Here is a 19,346-nt window from a genome sequence, read left to right as displayed (position 1 = left end):
ATTCCGACGAACCGTTCCTAACCAGTGTGCGTAAGTGAGTCCTGGACCCACCGCTGCGTACTGCGCGCATCCCGAACGGTGTTGGATGCACTGGGTTCCCGCTTTCGCGTCCCGCTCGGCGACGGTCCTCCAGGGGGCCGGTCCGTTGTCGGTGGGCGGGTTCCCTCACGCCCCCGGTCACCTGGTCCGGCCTGGACGGTCCGATGCCCCGCACGATCACTCCGGTCGTGTGGGGGCGGTGCCGTCCTTCCCCAAGCTCTCAACTCCGTTCGAGCAGGGGATACCCCATCCCAGACCGGGTGTCCAAGGGCGCGTCGTCCGATCGCGATACCGGCGGCATCGTGACGGGACATCGTTCGGTGGGGGGTGGGGGTTCCCCCCGATCCCGGCCTCCAGCGTCTTCATGTGCGCTGCCTGGCAACGGCGCGCGAGCGCCCACTGATCGTGCGTGGCCTTGGTGATCGCACCCGCGATCCGCGACGACGACCGTGCCGTCAGCTCCCGCTTACGCGCCGCCCAGGTGTCCGCACCGTGCCCCAGACCATCCGCACAGCGGGCCTTGAGATCACGCGAAGCCAACGCACCCTGGTGCGCACCGACCGCACGCAGCACCATCTCGTCCTGGGACGTGAGGCGCTTGAGACGGTCGCGGATCGCCACCCCGGCAGGCGCGGGCACCACGAAGGAGGCCGTCAGCTTCCGCAGACCACCCACCACACCACCCCCCTCACGGTCGGATACCTGCCACCCGACCCAACGAGCAACAGCCACCAAGGTCACCCATTCGACCCCACAACCCCCGTTCCCACCCCTGTGAATGCACCACCAGGACTCACTCCCGCTCGCCACCACTCACCTCGACTCAGTAAACCGAAAGCAGCTCGCAACCCCTTCACTCACTGGATATTCGGTCATCCCGGCGAGTCGGTCGTTCTGCGCAGTCCAACTACCGGTACCCCTATGAGTTGTGCGCTTCGGCGAATCCCAAGGGGCCTCGCCGGAGTGTCACACTCGCTACCACGATCCGCCCAGGACCACCCCCGAGCATGGACCTGATGCGGGCCAAAAGGATGAGAAGGACGGAATGGTTGAGTGGAGTGGACGAAGGACATCAATAAAACCCGCTCGGCGCACCGGCTGATTCCCGCTACGGTGCTGGTGATGTGCGCAGTTCTGGGATCATCGTGCTCTTCGAGTGATTCTCCTCCCGCAAACAGGGTCGCGGGCCCCACGTCGCACCGGACGTCGAAGGCGGCACAAGAACCTCACGGATGCCAACGCACCATGATCGGTGTCGCACATCCCGACGACGACCTCTATTTTGTCGACCCGGAGATCAGGGAGACCATCCGTGCCGGATGCGCGGTCACCACCGTCTATCTCACCGCGGGCGATGACGGGAAGAGCCCACAGGCAGCCCGGGACTACGTCGCAAGAAGAGAGAACGGGGTGCGCGCTGCCTATGCGGAGCTTGCCGGGGCCCCGGATCGCTGGACCGAGGACAGCACACGGGTCAACGGACGCAACATCAGATCCTTCAGCCTCGGAAGCGGTTCCCCATCTCCCGTCAAACTGTTCTTCCTGGGACTGCACGATGGGCTTCCCCACGGACAGGAAAGTGAGAGCATGCTCAAACTGTTCCTGGCGACCCGCAAACGGATTCAGCTTTTCCAAAGCGTGGAAAGCTACACCGAGGACCAGCTCCTGCAAACCCTGTCCGACCTCGCCCGGCAGGAAGGAGCGCAACGTATTCTCACGCTGGACTACGACAACGCTTCCTTCGCCTTCGGTCTCCGCGGCAAGGTCGACCACAGCGACCACGGCATCGGTGCCAGATACTTCAGAAAAGCTGGATATCTCTCCGGCATCCCCGTCGAGTCCTATCTCGGATACACCATGTCGTCACTTGAACCCAACCTGCCCCCTGAACAAGTGGCCGAAAAGGAAGCAGCCGTCAGGCGCTACATCGCACGTGCCGATTGCCATTCCAAGAATGGCTGCGCCACGGCTGACACCTACAGGGGGCCGCTCCAACTCGACGATTCGGACTGGGTTCACCGTCAGTACCGGCAAGAGCACCGGAACCCACGCCTCGGAGAAATCATGGGAGACATTGGAAGAACCACCGAGTTCAGCAGCAGGGATCCGGAGCAGTGCCTCGAAGCAGTCAGCATGCAACCGAAGTACGGCACAGTCCGGATCAACACCTGCAATGGAACCAGCGCGCAGAAATGGGAAATCAGAGACGCCGGAACAATCAGAACACGACTCCATAGAGGATATTGCCTCACCAAACTGACCAGCGGCGCCGGTCTGGCACCGTGTAACGCATCACGTCCAGAACAGAAATGGGCACACAAACCCTGGAAAAGTACCACCTGGAAGCGCACGGCATGGCGAATCGTGGGAGAGAAAGGTATGTGCCTCTACCAGAACGACCGCTCGCTCCCCCCTTACTGGAATTCAAGGACGGCGCAGCACCCCCGACTCGGTCTCGTCAGCTGCAACAAACAGCCTGAGCCGGAGCTCTATTGGCGATGGACAGCAGGAACGGCTCACAATGACCCAAACATTGCATAGCTTGATCTTCAGCCTCGATCGTTCATGAGTCCGGGTCGGTTCGCTGGTGGGGACTTGGTTCTTGTGTGATGTGGCTTTTCCGGGGCCGGCCCAGGGAGAGGGCCCGGTTCCCGCGTCGGGTAGGCCCCGGGCTCCACTCTCCGGTTTGGTTACTGCGGATTGTTGGGACGGTCGACGTGGCTGGTCAGCCGGGGTTCGGCAGGGCCTGGAGCCGGTCCATGGCGTTGGTGATCACGCTGGTCCAGGGCCATCGGGTGGTGAAGCGGAGCCAGTGGCGGCGGCCGGTGTGTACGAGCTGGGCGTTCCTTGCGGACGATCAGCCGCATGTCCTTGGGCCAGGTGCTCAGGTCGGGCATGTCGGTGATCTCCGCGGCCCAGGCGCCGGGCCGCTCGGTGCCGCCGGCGTCATAGGCCGGGTCCACGCCATCTTGGGGATTTTCAGGGCTGCCTGGTGGATGGCATCGGTGATGGTCATGCTGACCGGGTACGACAGCCATCGGCCCGGTTTGGACAGCCAGTCGAGGAAGGCGTGGGTGCCGCCGGCGGAGTCGGTGCGGATCAGCGTCTGGCGCCCGTGCCGCAGGGGTTTGGGGAGTTGGGCCAGGGCGAGGCGGGTGCTCATTTGCCGGACACCAAGCCTGGCGTAGGGTCGGGGGCTGGCGCGGTGGCGTAGTACGTACGCTCCGTTTCCAGCCCCCGCCACATCGAACCGTGCATGCGGTTCTCCCGCACACGGCTCACCGACGCCGTTCACCACCGGCATTCGGCCTGCCCCGCCAGTCCCGGAAGGGCCTGGGTGCAACAACGGTCCCGTGCAAGGCGATCAGGCCCAGGGAATCCTGAGCGGCGGAGGAAACCACCGCCCACCCGAACTTCCTGGTGCGCCGATGCTTCTTGGCGAGGAATCCGCCTATCCGCATCCGCGCATACGAACCGATCTGGTCAAAGAAATGAGCCGAGTTCCCGAACCGGAAATACGCGGCCCATCCGCGAAGGAACGTGTTCACGTCCTCCACGATCACCTTGACCGGCAGCAGCAGTCTGCGCCGTTCCGTGAGTTCACGGATCCGGTCGCGGGCATGCTGCATGGCCTTGCCCGCGGGCCAGCGGGCGAGGAAGGTCACAGGGCGTTTCCCGTCGCGGGACCGGGATGCCACCAAACGGTGGTGGAAGCCGAGGAAGTCGAATCCCTCGCCTGCCACCTCCAGGTGAACGATCCGAGTCTTGGCTGCCTTCGGTTCCAGACCGAGGTCAGCCAGCAGGCGTGTCAGCCGTTCCAAAGCGGCTTCGGCCTGCTCGCGGGTCGCGCACATCACCACCGCATCGTCGGCATAGCGGACCAGCACCCCGTGCTGCCGTGTCTCCCATGCCCGATCGATCCGGTGCAGAAAGACATTAGCCAGGAGCGGGGAGACAACCCCGCCCTGAGGAGTACCGGTGACCGGCCGGCGGACCTGACCGCCTTCCATGACTCCCGCCCGCAGCATCGCGCGCAAGAGCTTCAGGACAGACTGGTCACAGACGCGTTCCTCGACCGCCTGCATCAACTTCTCGTGGTCAATCGCCTCAAAGCAGTTGGCGATGTCCGTCTCAACGACCCATCGCCGTCCCCGCCAGGACTCATCGATCAAGACCTGGAGGGCATCGTGCGCACCGCGCCTGGGCCTGAACCCGAAGGAACACGGCAGCATGTCGGCTTCGAAGACCGGCTCGAGCACGATCTTCAGTGCGGCCTGCACGATGCGGTCGCGGACCGCAGGAATCGACAAGGGCCTTTGCTCCGCCGTGCCGGGCTTGGGAATGAACACCCGGCGCGCCGGGAGCGGCCGCCACCTGCCGTCCTTCAATTCCGCGGCCAATTCATCAAGAAGCCGGGCGACCCCGTACTCCTCGACCTGCCCGAGATCGACCGCGTCGATGCCCGGAGCGCCGTTGTTACGACGCACCATTGACCACGCACGCGCCAGGACATCCCTGCGGTGGACCTTGTCCCCCAGCGCGTGGAACCGCCGTCCGGGATCGGCCTTGGCCGCCCGGTAGAGCGCATGCTGCAGGGCACGGACCGGATCCGAGGGAGAACGTCCCCCGACGGCGGGACTAGCCACACGGGCACTCACCGGGCCCCTCCACTTCAGCAGTACGCATCGACGAAGCAGCGGCCCTTCCCTCACCGGCGGTTGTGTTGTCCGTCCGGCTCAAGCAGTACTACGGCCGCCTCCGACGCCCACCCGGCCCGCTTCCCCTTCCCGGGGTTCACCCGGTTATAGGTCGCGATGCTTCCGACAGCACTCTTGCCGCAGGCTGCCGGGCCAGGGAGGGCCTCCCCAGTTCCCGCCGTCACCGTCGAAACGTTCCATGTCCCATACGCCGGGGAGTCCTTCGCGGCTGCCCTTCCAGGATCTTCACCGCTTCCATGGCCTTCACCCTGATTTCGGGGGCTCGGCTCTCCCTGTCCCCACCCTCACGGGCGGGCCTCTAACGACGCCGCAGACTTCGCGTGATGCTACGGACCGCTTCTTCGCTCCCCCTTCACAGGGCTTTCGACGCTGGACTTCGACGCCGGGCGTTTCCCCCCGACGCCGCCAGCCTGCTACCGGGCCTCCTGGCAGCTACCCGGACCGGACTCACACCGGCAGGCGACGACGAGCTTACGAACCACGATCAACCACCTACATGGCCAACCTCCAGATTCTGCTGGGCGTACGAAAGCGTGAGGCTAAGTGGCGCCCAGGAGGAGGATCTGGTCGGTGCGGCGGGACAGCCGGGCCACGATCTGGGCGGAGTGGCGTGGGGTCGTTCGCTCGGGTGCCGGTCACGGCACCAGGGCGACCGTCAAGCGTCCTTTTGGCGAGCTTGGCCCAGCACTCGCGTGGCGCGATTACCTCCGCGAGATGGCGGCGCGCTCGACGTTCGGGCCTTGCCGACAAGGGAAAGAACCTCTGGTTCCGCGCCTGCATCCGTAGGCCGATGGGACATCCGCCTGGGCCAACGACGCGTACCCGTACGCGGCGCGCCACCGCTTCGCGAGAAGTTTGTCAGTTCCATTGGACGGCAAAAGGCAGAGGCAAGGAGAGCTCTCTCCTTGCCACTCTCAACGTATAGCGCACTGGGGGGCTTGCCGCAAGACCCGGGTCACGGCGCAGAATCGTCGGCCGATGCCACAGCCTGCGGAAATGGGGGCACGACGTGCGTGTGTTGTTGTCGATCTATGGGGGACGCGGTGACGTCGAACCAGTGGTGGGACCGGCAGTGCAGTTGCGGGTGCTCGGCGCGGAGGTGCGGGGGTGCGCGCCGCCCGACTGGGTGGAGCGGCCGGCCGACTCGTCAGAGGGAAGGCAACCAGGGATGAGGACCTGCTCGACAAGAGGTTCGAGAGAGTTGGAGGCGCCGGTGATTCGATCGGCCACCGCAGTGCGACGGAGCACGGCTGCCTCGGAGGTATCGCAATGATTGAGCGGTACGTGTTGGATCTTCAAGAGGTCGACGAGATGCAGGTCGCGGTCGTTGGCGGCAAGGGCGCGCACCTGGGCGGGCTGTCGCGGATCGAAGGCATCCGCGTGCCGGTTGGCTTTTGCGTGACGACGGACGCCTTCCGGCGGATCATGGCGGAAGCGCCGTCGATCGACGATCGGCTCGATCAGTTGTCGCGCTTGAACCCGGACGACCGGGAAGCTATCCGCACGCTCAGCGCGCAGATTCGTCGGACCATCGAAGGGATTGCCATCCCGGGCGATCTCGCGGCGGCGATCACCCGGGCGCTCGCCCAGCTCGGCGAGCAAGCCGCCTACGCCGTCCGATCCAGCGCGACGGCAGAGGACCTGCCGACGGCCTCCTTTGCCGGTCAGCAGGACACGTACCTGAACGTCGTGGGGCCGACGGCGATCCTCCAGCACGTCAGCCGGTGCTGGGCCTCGTTGTTCACCGAGCGGGCCGTGACCTACCGCCAGCGGAACGGCATCGACCACCCTACGGTCCACATGGCCGTGGTCGTGCAGCAGATGGTCTTCCCGCATGCGGCCGGCATCCTGTTCACGGCCGACCCTGTCACGGGCAACCGGAAGGTCGCCACCGTGGACGCCGGCTTCGGCCTCGGCGAGGCCCTGGTCTCCGGCCTGGTGAACCCGGACGTCTTCAAGGTGCGACACGGCGAAGTCGTGGCCAAGGCGATCGCCGCCAAACAGCGTGCCGTTCACGCCCTGCCGGCTGGCGGTACGCAGGAAGTGGCGATCGACTCGCAGCGGCAGGAGCAGCCGGCCCTGACGGATGCGCAGGTCGTGCGGCTCGTGCAGCTCGGGCGGCGGATCGAAGCGCACTTCGGCCGCCCGCAGGACATCGAATGGTGCCTGGTCGATGATGGCTTCCAGATCGTTCAGAGTCGGCCGATCACGACGCTGTTCCCCATCCCCGAGACCGGCGACCAGGAGAATCACGTCTACGTCTCCGTTGGTCATGGGCAGATGATGACCGACCCCATGAAGCCCCTGGGGCTCTCCCTGTGGCAGCTGACGGCCATGGTGCCGATGCACGAGGCCGGCGGAAGACTGTTCGTCGACGTCACCCGGCGCCTGGCCTCGCCCGCGAGCCGCGCCGGTCTCCTGGACGTCATGGGGAGAGGCGATCCGCTGATCAGGGACGCTCTGGAGACCGTCCTCGACCGCGACGATTTCGTCCCGTCGCTCCCGGACGCGGGTCCCGGCGGGCCGCCGGCCAGCGGTGCGTCCGCCCCGATCGAGACCGATCCGGCAATCGTCGCCGAGCTGATCGAGCGCAGCCAGGTGTCCATCGCCGCCCTGGAGCGCGACATCCGGACGAAGACCGGACCGGCGCTGTTCGACTTCCTGTTGGAGGCCTTCAAGGAGCACAAGCGAGTCCTCAGTGATCCGCTGAACCTTCAGGCGATCATGGCGGGGATGGAGGCCACGTGGTGGCTCAACGACAAGCTGCAGGAGTGGCTGGGCGAGAAGAACGCGGCTGACACGCTCACGCTGTCCGCCCCCGACAACGTCACGTCGGAGATGGGACTGGCGCTGCTCGACGTCGCGGACGTGATCCGCCCGCAGTCGGAGGTGGTGGCGTTCCTGCAGGGCGTCGAGGACGAGGGCTTCCTGGACGAGCTGGCGAAGCTCGCGGGCGGGACCGAAGCGCGCGACGCCATAGAGGCCTACCTCGACCGGTACGGCATGCGCTGCGTCGGCGAGATCGACATCACGAGGCCACGTTGGCGCGAGCGCCCCACCACGCTCGTGCCCGTGATCCTCGACAACGTAAGGAACTTCGAGCCGGGCGCCGCCGAGCGACGCTTCGAGCAAGGGCGGCAGAAGGCGCAGAAGAAGGAACAGGACGTGCTGTCACGCTTGCGGGCCCTGCCGGACGGGAACCAGAAGGCCGACGAGGCCAAGCGGATGATCGACCGGGTCAGAACCTTCATCGGGTACCGGGAGTACCCGAAGTACGGCATCGTCAGCCGCTCCTTCGTCTACAAGCAGGCCCTGCTGGAGGAGGCCGAGCGCCTCGTGCAGGCCAACGTGCTTCCTGAGAAGGAGGACATCTTCTACCTCACGTTCCAGGAGTTCCACGACGTCGTGCGCTCGAACCAGGTGGATGACCAGCTCATCCAGCAGCGCAAGGACGCGTTCCGGTCGTACCACGCGCTCACACCGCCCCGGGTGCTCACATCGGATGGCGAGGCCGTCACCGGGGCGTACCGGCGCGACGACGTGCCGGCCGGCGCCCTGATCGGCCTACCGGTTTCCGCCGGGACCACCGAGGGAAGAGCCCGCGTCATCCTTGACATGGCGGAGGCCGATCTCGAAGCGGGCGACATCCTGGTCACGACCTTCACGGACCCCAGCTGGTCGCCGCTGTTCGTCGGAATCGCGGGCCTGGTGACAGAGGTGGGCGGCCTGATGACCCATGGCGCAGTGATCGCCCGGGAGTACGGCTTGCCGGCCGTCGTGGGCGTGGAGCAGGCCACCCGGCTGATCCGGGACGGGCAGCGGATCCGCGTGCACGGAACCGACGGATACGTCGAGATCCTGCCTTGACCGACCACACCGAGAAGCCCCATCCGTAGCTTCACGAGTTGGGCGGCGACGGGGAACAGTCGCAGCCGCGGGCCTGGGTTCCCAGCGTCGGGCGGGCCCCGTCAGGGCGAGCATCGGCATCCAGGCGAGGGCGACCTGGGTGATCTCCAGAAAGATCTCGTTCTGCGCGGTGTCGTGGAGGGGCAGGTTGGTGAGGCCGGTGGCCCGCGGCCCGGGAGCTGCCCTCGGCCCTGGCCCGCTGTCAGTTCCGCAGCTCCAGCTCGTCGATCGGCACGTTCTTGGTGTCGGTCGCGAAGCAGGTCAGCCGCATCCCGTCGGCGTCGGTGAAGCGCAACTGGGCTCCGGGGTACGAGCCTTCCTTGCGGACGATCAGCCGCATGCCTTTCGGCCAGCCGGCCAGGACATCCTCGGAGAGCTCGGTGGCCCAGGCTCCGTCACGGATCTCGCCGCCCGGCTCGATCGCCGGCCGTCCATGCCGAGGCCGGGACCTTCAGCACCGCCTGGTGGACGGCGGCGGTGACGGTCATGCCGACCGAGTACGACAGCCACCGGCCCGGCTTCGCGAGCCGCAAGAAGGCTCGCGTGGAGCACCTCTACGCGATCGCCGACGGCGAGGTCATACCCGAGTACGGCAAGCCCGAAGTCATCTTCTGCATGGACGAGTTCGGGCGTGCGCCACGAGGCGCTGGTGCGCCGTGAGGCGCGGTGAATCGAAGGAGGTGCAAGACCTCCTCGCCAGCCTGTCGCAGCAGACTGGTGGGAGCTGAGCGCAGTCCGATCCGGGAGACGCCGGGGAGGGCGGGAAGCAGCGCTGACAAAGCCGGGACTGCTCGGAACTACCAGACGGGCCGGGTCCGGCAAGCGAGATCAGAGGGCATACGAGAGGAATCAGTGGTAAAGCTCCGTAAGCGTGGCACCGGCTCAAATCTGGTGGATATGGGCCGGGTTGCAGTGCACAGTCCGTTTGCTGAACGGACTGACTCCGTAGCCGACTTGGCGTGTCGGTGGGGAGGCCACGGCGAAAGCCTGCGGCGTAACCGTGGCGATGCTGCCGGGGCAAAGCTGGATGCCGGACTGATCGATCGATTCACCGTGAACACGGGAACCGTCCCGCGTCGCTCCCAAGGCCCGGAATCCATCCGGGCCGGTGGGATAGATGCGTCGTCTGTCGAAGGCGCGGGACGGGGCGGAGGCCCCGTAGTAGTCCGAGCGGACGAGAGGTCCGCACATGGCGAAGGGGGCCAGCAAGTCGGCAGTAAGGATGCTGGAATGCCGGGAGGTCGTTGGTGAATACCGACGAACTGGAATACGCCTTGCTCAAGGCGGAACGCCGGGTACTGGAAATCCAGACCAAGCTGAACCGTTGGGCCAGTGATGAACCTCATCGCCGGTTCGATGATCTGTACAACCTCGCCGCGGATCCGGGCTTCCTGCTGGTGGCCTGGGACCGGGTGCGGAACAACAAGGGCGCGCGCACGGCGGGAGTGGACGGCGAGACCGCCTACTACATTGAGTCCGTGCGCGGGCTGGAAGGGTTCCTTGCGGAACTGCGGGAAGATCTCAAAGCCCGCACCTTCCGACCCCTACCGGCTCGGCGACGCGCGATTCCCAAAGCTGACGGCAAGGTCCGCTATCTGGGGATCGCGACCATCCGAGACCGGGTCGCTCAGGCGTCCTTGAAACTGGTGTTGGAGCCGATTTTCGAGGCGGATTTCCTCCCGTGTTCCTACGGGTTCCGTCCGAATCGCCGAGCTCACGATGCGGTGGCCGAGGTGCACCATTTCGCATCCCGCTCGTATGAGTGGGTTGTTGAGGGTGACATCAAAGCCTGCTTCGACGAAATCTCGCACTCCGCTCTCATGAACCGGGTGCGGGAACGTGTCGGAGACAAACGTGTCCTGGATCTGGTGAAGGCATTCCTGAAGGCAGGCATCCTCGGTGAGGACGGCACGCTGGTGAATACCAACGCCGGGACTCCGCAAGGGTCGATTCTTTCACCGTTGCTGAGCAATGTGGCTCTCTCGGTCTTGGATGAACACATCGCCCAAGGGCCGGGCGGCCCCGGAGCCAGCCCGTATGGAAGGGCCAAGCGACGCCGTCAAGGTCTGCCCAACTACCGCCTCGTGCGGTATGCGGACGACTGGTGCTTGCTCGTGTCGGGCACCGAGGCGCACGCCCAAGCCCTGCGGGAAGAAATCGCCGGGGTCCTGTCCACGATGGGCCTGCGCCTGTCGCCGGAGAAGACCTTGATCACCCATATCGACGAGGGCCTCGTCTTCCTCGGCTGGCGCATCCAACGTCACCAGAAGCGAGGCACCGGCAAACGATACGTCTACGTCTATCCGGCCAAGAAGGCCCTGGCGGCCGTCATGGCCAAGGTGAAGACAATCTGCCGGCGGAGCATGAACCTGCCGCTCGAAGACCTGCTGCGTCAGCTCAACCGGATGCTGCGGGGCTGGACCGCGTACTTCAAGTACGGATGCTCGAACGCGACTTTCAGCTATTTGAGGGCCTTCCTCTGGAAGGAGATCATCAGATGGCAGGAGCGCAAGCACCGGCGTGTTCCTTGGAAGGTACTACGCCGACGCTACGGTATCTGGCCCGCCGAAGGCGGGATGGAATTGTTCGACCCGGCAAGGGTGAGCGCCAAGCGCTACTACTACCGGGGAACACGCATCCCGACACCATGGCCGAGCACAGCATGAGGTGAACACCGACCCACGGGACTTGTGGAGAGCCCGGTGCGCTTAGCGGCGCACGCCGGGTTCGGGAGGCGACCCGGAGAAACGGACTGACCGCAAGGCCAGCACCGCGCTCCGGGTCGACCTCACAGGAATCGTGCGGGAGGAGGAGCCCGCCGCTGGTCATCGCAGTGACCGGTTGGAGCTGGAGGCAGGCCGATCCCCAGGTTGGGGGTGAGGCCGGAAGCAGCCTCGACAACGTAGGGGCGGACCGACACCACCAGGCGGTTCGTGCCCGCAAGCGAAGACGGAATGGGTGTAAGGAAACTGAACCAGTGGTTGAAGCCCCGTGAGTCGTCAGCGGCCTGCCGAATCTGGTGGATGGGTCGCTTTGCGGTACTGGAGAGTGCTCTGTCCGATGGCCTCTCCTCTTCGGTTGTCCGCAGGTTGGGCAGTCGGAGGCCCGGACCAAGACTGCGATGTGCGGTCCGTGGTGATGCCGCCGGGGTAGAGCTGGGCACCGACGCCGTCGAAGGATCCTCAGTGAACGTGGGAAGCGATCCGGTGTCGCCCTCCCCGTCCGGCAGCCAGCCGGGCGGCGGGCAGGTGCGACGCTCACTGATGGCACCGGATCGTGGCGGAGTCGCCGTAGTACTCCGAGGCCGGGAAAGCCGGCCGCATGGGGAAGGGCGACAGCGTGATCGCAGTGGTGTTGATGTCGGGGAGGAGCGTTGTTGAATAGCGACGCGCCGTCGACTACTTGGCCGAGCATTTTCGCGGCTGAGCGGCGGGTACTCGATCATCAGCTCAAACTGCACCGATGGGCAAGGGCCGATCCGGACCGCCGGTTCGGCGACGTGTTCAACTTGATCTGCGACCGGTCCACCTTGCTGGTGGCCTGGGAGCGGGTGTCAGGCAACCGGGGTGCCAGGACAGCGGGCGTGGACGCGGTGACGCGTCATCACGTCGAGGACCACGGAGTGATTCCGTTCCTGGAGGAACTGCGTTCTTCTCTCAAGGACGGGTCCTTCACCGCGCTGCCGGTCAAGCAGGCGGTGATCCCCAAGAAGGGCGGCAAGGTCCGTCATCTGGGGATCCCCACCCTGCGCGACCGTGTTGCGCAGATGGCCCTCAAGCTGGTCCTGGAGCCGATTTTCGAGGTCGACTTCTACCCGTCTTCGTACGGGTATCGGCCTGGGCGTCGGGCCCAGGATGCCATCGCCGAGATCCACCGGCTCACCAGCCTCTCCTACGAGTGGGTGGTGGAGGGGGATATCACCGCGTGCTTCGACAACGTCGACCACCACGTCCTGATGGACTTGGTGGGAGACCGCGTCAGGGACCGGAAGGTTCTGCGTCTGGTCCGTGCGTTTCTGCGGGCTGGGGTTATCGAACTGCACGGTGGCTTCGCGGACAGTCTGAACGGCACTCCGCAAGGCGGGGTCGCTTCCCCGCTGTTGGCCAACATCTATCTCTCCGTGCTGGACCGGTACTTCGTCCGGATCTGGAACGAGGAGATGAGTCCGCGCTGGCGCAGGCAGTACCGGCGCAAGAAGGGGCTGCCGAACTTTCGGCTGGTGCGTTACGCCGACGACTTCGTCGTGCTCGTGCACGGCACCCGGTCTGACGCGGAAGCGCTGAAGTCGCAGATCGGCGAACTGCTGGCCAGCAGGCTAAAGATGACCCTCTCGGTCGAGAAGACACACATCACCCACATCGTCGACGGCTTCGTCTTCCTGGGCTTTCACATCCAGAGCAAGACCCGTGGCGACGGACGTCGCGTCGTGCTGACGATTCCGGCGAAGCAGGCGCTGGCATCGGTGATGCACAAGATCAAGAAGCTGACGGGGCAGGGAACGACCTCGCTCTCGTTGGCAGAGGTGCTGCGGAAGGTCAATCCGGTCCTGCGGGGCTGGGCGGCCTACTTCCGCTACGGCGCATCGAAGAAGACGTTCTCCTACCTCGGCTGGTACGCATGGTGGAGGCTGCTTCTGTGGATTCGCCGCAAGCACCCTCACCTGACCTGGAAGCAGCTGCGGCGGCGCTACTACGGGGCCGACCGCATCGCGGAGGACCGCATGGTCCTCTACAACCCGGCGAAGATGCGGGTCGAGCGTTACCGCTACCGCGGAGCGCAGATCAGCACGCCATGGAACATGGACGAGGTCGATCCCGACGGAGCACGTTTCCGCCGGACCGACCACGACGACATGGCATTCGTCGGCCAGGTCAGCGAACACCTCACCTGACCCTCTCGGATCACGTGGAGAGCCGGATGCCCGGCCAACGGGCACGTCCGGTTCGGCGGGCGGGGACGGGAAGACCGACACCTGCAAGGGTGCACGGCGTCTCGTCCCCGACCCAACCGCTCAATCTCATGGGCCGGAAGGGGGCCGAACACAGCGGCAAGCACAAGGACCGCGACCGTTCCTGGAGTTCTGCCTCTACCTGCGCACCCTCTATTTCACCGTCGGTGCGGATCGCGATTGTCTGTGACAGCTTCTCCCCCACGTGACCACCTGGAGATGCCAGCGAATCGGCGACTGGGCGAAAGCGAACCACGTAGAGATCGCATGCATCCCCACCAACAGCTCCTGGCTCAACCGTATCGAAGTCCAGTTCACCACCCTGCGCTACTTCACCCTCGACGGCACCGGCCACGCCACCCACAAAGAGCAGGTCAGCATGATCCACCACTACATCATCTGGCGAAACTGCCACGCCGACGACCGGCGGCTACGCGCAGTCGTCGACAGGGCGAACGTTGCCCGATCCGACACTGGGGTCTGTTGCTCGCCACGGCGCACCGGTGCAGCGCTGGTCGGTGATGCGCGAACTGTTCCGGGCCGTGGCTCGCCCGCTGGGCACGATCCCGGGACCTGTTCCGGGGAATGCGGGTACTGGCACTGGACGGAACGCTTCTGGCCGTGCCCGACTCCGTCGGCAACCTGTACTCGATCCGAGCACGGAAGACGTGGCGTGGACCGTCGCGGCACCGGATCGCCCCTGCGGCCACTGAAGGTCGGCCCCTTTCCACCGAAGGGAATCAAGCTCACGGTGCTCGTCGATGAAGGAGGCAAGGGGAAGGATGTGCCATGATTCGATCCTTTCAAATGATCGAGTCCCTACCGAACCCGGAACGGTTCAACTCAACTGACCAGGGAAACCAGGCAGGGCCAGACGCAGGGCACAACACAACATCCCCTACGCTGCACTGCAGCGGTCACCAACGGGCGACCGGAACAGAAGGGCGGCATCATGACCTCCGCAACCAGCACCCCGGGCAGCGTCGAAGCCACAACAGCTCTCCTGCAGGCGGAACTTCCGCGTCTGGAAGAGCGCAAGCAGGCCCTGGAGAAGGAGTTCGTCACCGTCACCGAACGCCTGGATTCGGTGCGCACTGCTCTGACCGCTCTGCAGGCACTGTCCGCCGCACCCCCCGTGCCGGCAGCCGCCGTGGTTGACGGGGAATCCGAGACCCGGCCTGCTTCGTCGGCCGGCAGCGACGCAGACGCCGCATCGGAATCGAAGGCCACACCGGAGGGTCACCACGAACCCGGCCCCTCCGCCGTAAGTGAAGACACACCGGAAGCAGTAGTCATCCCCGGCCCTCGCAAGGCCCGCAGGGCTGCTGCTGCCAAGGGCAGTAAGGCAGCTCCCAAGGATCCTGCACAGCAGAAGAAGGAACGCCCGTCCAGAAAGGCCACTCCTGCCAAGTCCGAGAAGGCACAGACTGCCCAGAATGCGGCACCTGTAGAGGCCAAGGACAGGGGCCGTCTCATCGAGCAGGTCATGGAAGTGGTGTCCGCTGCCAGCGGCACACCCCTCCGGGCGCGCGATGTCACCGAGGCCCTGGGACGCGAGCTCACAGCCGGCAGCATCAACACCGTACGCAGCACACTCGACCGGCTCGTTGCCACATCCAGGGCTCATCGTGCCGGACCCGGCCTCTACCAAGCCCCTGCCAAGTAACGCTTCCCGCGCGTGAGCACTGTCGTGGCACGTGGACGGCAGCGCGCCAGCGCTGCCGTCCACCATCGAGAGGCCGGTGCCTGCTACAGCCGTGAGTGAGCAGAGGTAATGCTGGAACGATCTGCCGGTCGGAGCGATCCGGCTGATTGAGGCAACGGCGCGCATTCACCGCCTCGCTCCTGGGCCAGGGCGCCATCGAACGCGCATGGACCTACCGTGCTGCTCGGACTGCCGACGTTGGCCAAGCTCAGAGGCCCGGCCCCGCCCGCGGATGCGACCCCAGATCCGCATCACGCGCTCCTGCGCCGTGGCCATGACTGGTGACGGATGCAAGAGAGCAGGACGCGGACTGCTACCAGATGCGTGCGCGTGCAAGGGTGAAAAGGGCCTCGTGGATGCCGTCGCTGAACCTCTCCCAGCAGATTTACGGCTGGCGGAACCAGCCCACGTGGACGAAGGCGCTCCGCTGCACAGCCTCGGCTGCCGAGTCCGGAGCCGTGCTCGATATCACGGCGTTCCGTGGTCGGGTCGCCGAGCACAACTTCGGGGCGGCGCAGAGCACGTGTGCCGCACATCGAATGAACTGTCTTGAGAACGGTGGGAGGAGCAGGGCCAGCTCGTCACGGTTGCGGATGCCGCGATCGATCGAGGAACCACTGACCGGATTCCGCCGACCAGTTGCTGCGCCTGACGAGGATGCGAACAATGCGGTGCCCCAGAGATCACCGTCACCGTCCTCCCCCATCCGAGGCCATGGAGGGTGCATGCGGGCCGCGAGGCACACGTGTCGTCGAAGCGCCCTGACTACCTGTGATTCGCCCGTCCGGTTCCACGCGCGCAAAGCACAGAGGACACTTACGCTGAAATGGCACCGCCGACACGCAGGGTATCCCGCGGTCAGCGGCTGCATTTCGGCTCCGTACCACACCGAAAGGCGGTCCCGATATGGCTACCGCGTCTGACGCCCCCGTTCTCGACACGATCGCCGCCATGACCATCGATTCCGTCGAGCGCTGCGGCATGGACGACAGGACACTCATCCTCACCCGCATCGCGGCCCTCGCGGCCATGGACGCACCAGCGATCTCCTACCTGGCTCATATCGATCCGGCGATCAAGGCAGAGTTGACCATCGAACAGCTGCAGGACGTTCTCGTGGCGATCGCCCCCGTCGTGGGCACCGCACGCGTCATGTCGGCCGCGGGCCACATCGCCCAGGCCTTCGGCGTCGCGGCTCTAGCACTCGCCGAAACCGAAGCCGAAGCCATCGCCATCGCCGAAGCCCAGAGCCGCAGCAAGTCCTGAACTCTTCCTGACCGCGAGCCGCAGCAGACGCGCGCCAGAAGGCGGCGGTCAGCAGGTTGCTGTACAGCACCGGTGTACAGCAACCGCAATGCCGCCGCCCCCAGGGCAAGAACGCAGCCGCCAACCTCGATTGCGGCTTCAATTCCGATCCGAAGTGGCCCCGCCTGCGACCTGCGGAGGGAACCGCCCACGACTGTTTCTCGACCCATGTCAGTCGGGCCGGGGACCAGCACGGGAATCAGTCGTCGGGCCAGCGTTGGTACGTACTGGCAGCCGGTCCGCAGCGGCTTACCGAGAGGGGTACCGACAGGGTTTTTCAGAGCCCGCTGGGCGCACCTACCCTGAACGCATGGACAACCGCTCCGAAATCCGCACATTTCTGAAGTCTCGGCGTGACAGGATCACACCCGAAGAGGCCGGGCTGCCCGACTACGCCCCCCGCCGGGTGCCAGGTCTGCGCCGGAGCGAGGTCGCGACGCTCGCCGATGCGAGCGTCGAGTACTACACGCGGCTGGAGCGGGGCCTGCAGGCCAAGGGCGCCTGATACAGGGTCAGTCTCCATGTCCCGTCGGCAAGGGACTCCAGGCCGGCAGGACCGGCCGGGTGGCCAAGAGCAGCCAGCTGCCGCATACCTGGATGCAACTCGCCTGATCCCGGGCACCGGACGCAATGGTCGTCAGCATCGACCTCCAGGCCCAGCCGGCTGCCGCCTGCGGCCGTGACCCCGCGGCAGGCGGACATCTCACAGCCCAACACCGCGCTCCGCTTCCAGCTCAGCCCCTTCGCCCCAGGTGAGACCGTGGCCACACTGCAGAGGTCTAACGCTAGGCAACAGGCGGGAAGGTTAGTGCCGTTGGACAGGGTTGACGCCGGCCTGGCGGAACCGTCCACCGACTACGGCACCAACATCAAGTCCTGACGTAAGCACCTGCCCCCTCTCTCACGCGCCCGGTCCACGAGAGGAGCGTCTGCATCACTCGGGCCCGGCCAACGCATCTGTTCGCTGAACCGCATACCCGGGCGGTTGGCCGCTGTCCGCCAAGCCGGCCAGGGCCCCGCCGCGGCCATGACGGCTTCTCAGCTCGGGAGGCCCCCAGGTAGTCCGGTCTGGTCTAGGTCCACAACTGCGGGAGTTTTCTTCGCAGATGGCCTGGCCAGGCCAGCCGACACATCCTGCGCCGACGTGGCCCTGTCGCCGACTGGGGCGAGATGTTCACCATCGGGGATGACTGTGAGTTCCCCTCAGGCAAGCCGTGTCCACCGAGCAAACCATGGGTTCCAGCCGGCAACTGCCCTTCCGTCGTCCTGTCGCCTGTTCTGACGCTGACGCAGCCTGTGGCGTGCCAGCAGCATGGCACGGGTGCGGTGAGCAGCCCGGCGCTCGGGATGGCGGGACCAGGTGACTCCTCCCCGCCCTGAAGGGACGGGGCTTCTCGCTATGCCGTGTGGGCGTTGCGACGGGCCAGCCCGGCCCGTAGAACATTGAGTGCTCCCACTGTGTCGGCGTGTGCCGTGTGTCCGCACGACTGGCAGAGGAAGGTCTCCTGTGTGGGCCGGTTCTCCTTGGAGACGTGCCCGCATTCGGGGCAGGTCCGGGAGGTGTTGCGGGGGTCCACGGCGATCACTTCCCGTCCGGCGCTTTCAGCCTTGGCATGCAGGATCGTCAGGAACACCCCCCATCCGGCGTCGGCAATGCTGCGGTTGAGTCCAGCCTTCGCCGCTGCCCCATTGGGCAGGAATGCGCCCGCCTGCTCGGGGTCGGGCTTCGGTGCGGGGGCCCTGCTCATGTTGCGGATCTCGAGGTCTTCGTGCGCGATGACATCGTGCGCCCGGACCAGGTCGAGCGCGGTCTTGTGCGCGTGGTCGAGCCGCCGGCGGCGGACCTTGCCGTGCAACCGGGCGACCTGGTCCACTGCGCGCTGGTGGTTCCTGGTGCGGTCCTTGGCCTTGCGGCGCGGGAACCTGGACAGGGCCTGCTGTGCGGCTTGGAGTTTCGCAGCAGCGCGGCGGCCGTGGCGCGGGTTGGAGACGAACTCGCCGCCCGAGCCGGCAAGGAAGTTGGCTATGCCCAGGTCGATACCGACCACGCTGCCGGTCGTCGGGAGCGGTTCGGGCTGCTCCTGTTCGGCGGTCAGCACGACGAACCACTGGCGGCCCTCACGCTTGACCGAGACGGTCTTGACCCTGCCGACCACCGCACGGTGCTGGTTAACCTTGACATGCCCGACCCCTTGCAGCCGCACGCGGGTGACAGGGTCGTGCGGGGTGGAGTCCCACCGGCAGCCGTCCCCGTCCTTCGGGAACTCCAGCGTGTCGAACCAGCTCACCGAACGAAAGCGCGGATAGCCCGGCGTCTGACCGGACTTGATCCGGCGGAAGAACGCGGCGAACGCTTTGTCCAGCCGGCGCAGCGTCGCCTGCTGCGAGGAGAACGACCAGCGCCCCTGACGCTCAGGATCGAACGCCCTAATGTCCTTCAACTGCCCGGACTGCATCCCGTACCGGACGGTGGTCCTCGATACATGCCGGTAGGCATCCCGTCGTTCCTGTAACGCCCCGTTGTAGAGCGAGCAGTGATCCCGCAGCATCTCGCCAAGCGCGATCTGCTGGCCCGTGGTGGGCCGCATCAGGAACTTGTACGCACGAATCATCCAGCCCACCCCCTTTTGGGTCAGTCCGGTCAACATAGCTGGCGCCACTGACAACGCAGAGAACTCCGGCGCTCCGCGCCTCCGGGCCAGGGATCGCATTCCCGCCCGGCCTG

General features: G+C 65.8%; 8 protein-coding genes and 6 pseudogenes. 9 read left to right on the top strand and 5 right to left on the bottom strand.

From position 1 onward, the window contains the following. Positions 1-381: 381 nt before the first annotated feature. Positions 382-714: pseudogene (locus OG972_RS39940) on the bottom strand (IS200/IS605 family accessory protein TnpB-related protein); the annotation flags it as partial. Between the two features lie 570 nt (positions 715-1,284). Here OG972_RS39940 and OG972_RS39935 point away from each other — a divergent pair. Continuing rightward, a complete protein-coding gene (locus OG972_RS39935; protein WP_266989922.1) occupies positions 1,285-2,580 on the top strand; it encodes a ricin-type beta-trefoil lectin domain protein in 1,296 nt (431 codons plus the stop codon). Between the two features lie 296 nt (positions 2,581-2,876). Here OG972_RS39935 and OG972_RS39930 read toward each other — a convergent pair. Together OG972_RS39930 and ltrA (OG972_RS39925) are read right to left on the bottom strand one after the other, a co-directional pair. Continuing rightward, positions 2,877-3,202, bottom strand: a pseudogene (locus tag OG972_RS39930) (transposase); the annotation flags it as partial. Between the two features lie 115 nt (positions 3,203-3,317). Beyond that, positions 3,318-4,685, bottom strand: coding sequence for a group II intron reverse transcriptase/maturase (ltrA, locus tag OG972_RS39925; RefSeq protein WP_266979310.1), 1,368 nt, complete (start codon positions 4,683-4,685; stop codon positions 3,318-3,320). Positions 4,686-6,026: 1,341 nt separating this feature from the next. On the opposite strand from ltrA (OG972_RS39925), the gene rph reads away from it, so the two are divergent. Then, the gene (gene rph, locus OG972_RS39920) at positions 6,027-8,624 is read left to right on the top strand and encodes a rifamycin-inactivating phosphotransferase (protein WP_266989920.1); all 2,598 of its coding nucleotides are present in this window, start codon (positions 6,027-6,029) and stop codon (positions 8,622-8,624) included. A 32-nt stretch (positions 8,625-8,656) separates the two neighbouring features. On the opposite strand, the pseudogene OG972_RS39915 reads toward rph, so the two are convergent. Then, positions 8,657-9,199 (bottom strand): annotated as a pseudogene (locus OG972_RS39915) (transposase); the annotation flags it as partial. Between OG972_RS39915 and OG972_RS39910 the strand changes: the two are divergent. From OG972_RS39910 to OG972_RS39880, 7 genes and pseudogenes are all read left to right on the top strand, one after another. Beyond that, positions 9,177-9,293: pseudogene (locus OG972_RS39910) on the top strand (IS630 family transposase); the annotation flags it as partial. The pseudogenes OG972_RS39915 and OG972_RS39910 overlap by 23 nt on opposite strands. Before the next feature lie 617 nt (positions 9,294-9,910). Then, positions 9,911-11,329, top strand: coding sequence for a group II intron reverse transcriptase/maturase (gene ltrA / locus OG972_RS39905; RefSeq protein WP_266989918.1), 1,419 nt, complete (start codon positions 9,911-9,913; stop codon positions 11,327-11,329). An 833-nt stretch (positions 11,330-12,162) separates the two neighbouring features. After that, positions 12,163-13,554: a group II intron reverse transcriptase/maturase gene (ltrA, locus tag OG972_RS39900; RefSeq protein ID WP_266989916.1), complete on the top strand. Its 1,392-nt coding sequence runs from the start codon at positions 12,163-12,165 to the stop codon at positions 13,552-13,554. A gap of 178 nt (positions 13,555-13,732) precedes the next feature. After that, a pseudogene (locus tag OG972_RS49400) lies at positions 13,733-14,074 on the top strand (IS630 family transposase); the annotation flags it as partial. 489 nt (positions 14,075-14,563) lie between these two features. Beyond that, positions 14,564-15,277, top strand: coding sequence for a hypothetical protein (locus OG972_RS39890; protein WP_266989912.1), 714 nt, complete (start codon positions 14,564-14,566; stop codon positions 15,275-15,277). A gap of 945 nt (positions 15,278-16,222) precedes the next feature. Continuing rightward, positions 16,223-16,582: a carboxymuconolactone decarboxylase gene (locus OG972_RS39885; protein WP_266989910.1), complete on the top strand. Its 360-nt coding sequence runs from the start codon at positions 16,223-16,225 to the stop codon at positions 16,580-16,582. A 349-nt stretch (positions 16,583-16,931) separates the two neighbouring features. Continuing rightward, positions 16,932-17,105 (top strand): annotated as a pseudogene (locus OG972_RS39880) (transcriptional regulator); the annotation flags it as partial. A gap of 913 nt (positions 17,106-18,018) precedes the next feature. On the opposite strand, the gene OG972_RS39875 reads toward OG972_RS39880, so the two are convergent. After that, positions 18,019-19,233 (bottom strand): transposase, encoded by a 1,215-nt coding sequence (locus OG972_RS39875; RefSeq protein ID WP_266989908.1) that lies wholly within the window; start codon positions 19,231-19,233, stop codon positions 18,019-18,021. Between the last annotated feature and the right edge of the window lie 113 nt (positions 19,234-19,346).

The organism is Streptomyces sp. NBC_01669 (assembly GCF_026339735.1).
In the GTDB taxonomy this organism is placed as follows: Bacteria; Actinomycetota; Actinomycetes; order Streptomycetales; family Streptomycetaceae; genus Streptomyces; species Streptomyces yanii.
Note: the sequence above shows the minus strand (reverse complement) of the source record. Positions and strands in the feature narration are given on the sequence as shown.

Bases quoted from the DNA above. Each gene is read 5' to 3' on its own strand.
- OG972_RS39935 (WP_266989922.1), top strand. From the start codon at position 1,285: ATGATCGGTGTCGCACATCCCGACGACGACCTCTATTTTGTCGACCCG.
- rph (WP_266989920.1), top strand. From the start codon at position 6,027: ATGATTGAGCGGTACGTGTTGGATCTTCAAGAGGTCGACGAGATGCAG.
- OG972_RS39890 (WP_266989912.1), top strand. From the start codon at position 14,564: ATGACCTCCGCAACCAGCACCCCGGGCAGCGTCGAAGCCACAACAGCT.
- OG972_RS39885 (WP_266989910.1), top strand. From the start codon at position 16,223: ATGGCTACCGCGTCTGACGCCCCCGTTCTCGACACGATCGCCGCCATG.
- OG972_RS39875 (WP_266989908.1), bottom strand. From the start codon at position 19,233: ATGATTCGTGCGTACAAGTTCCTGATGCGGCCCACCACGGGCCAGCAG.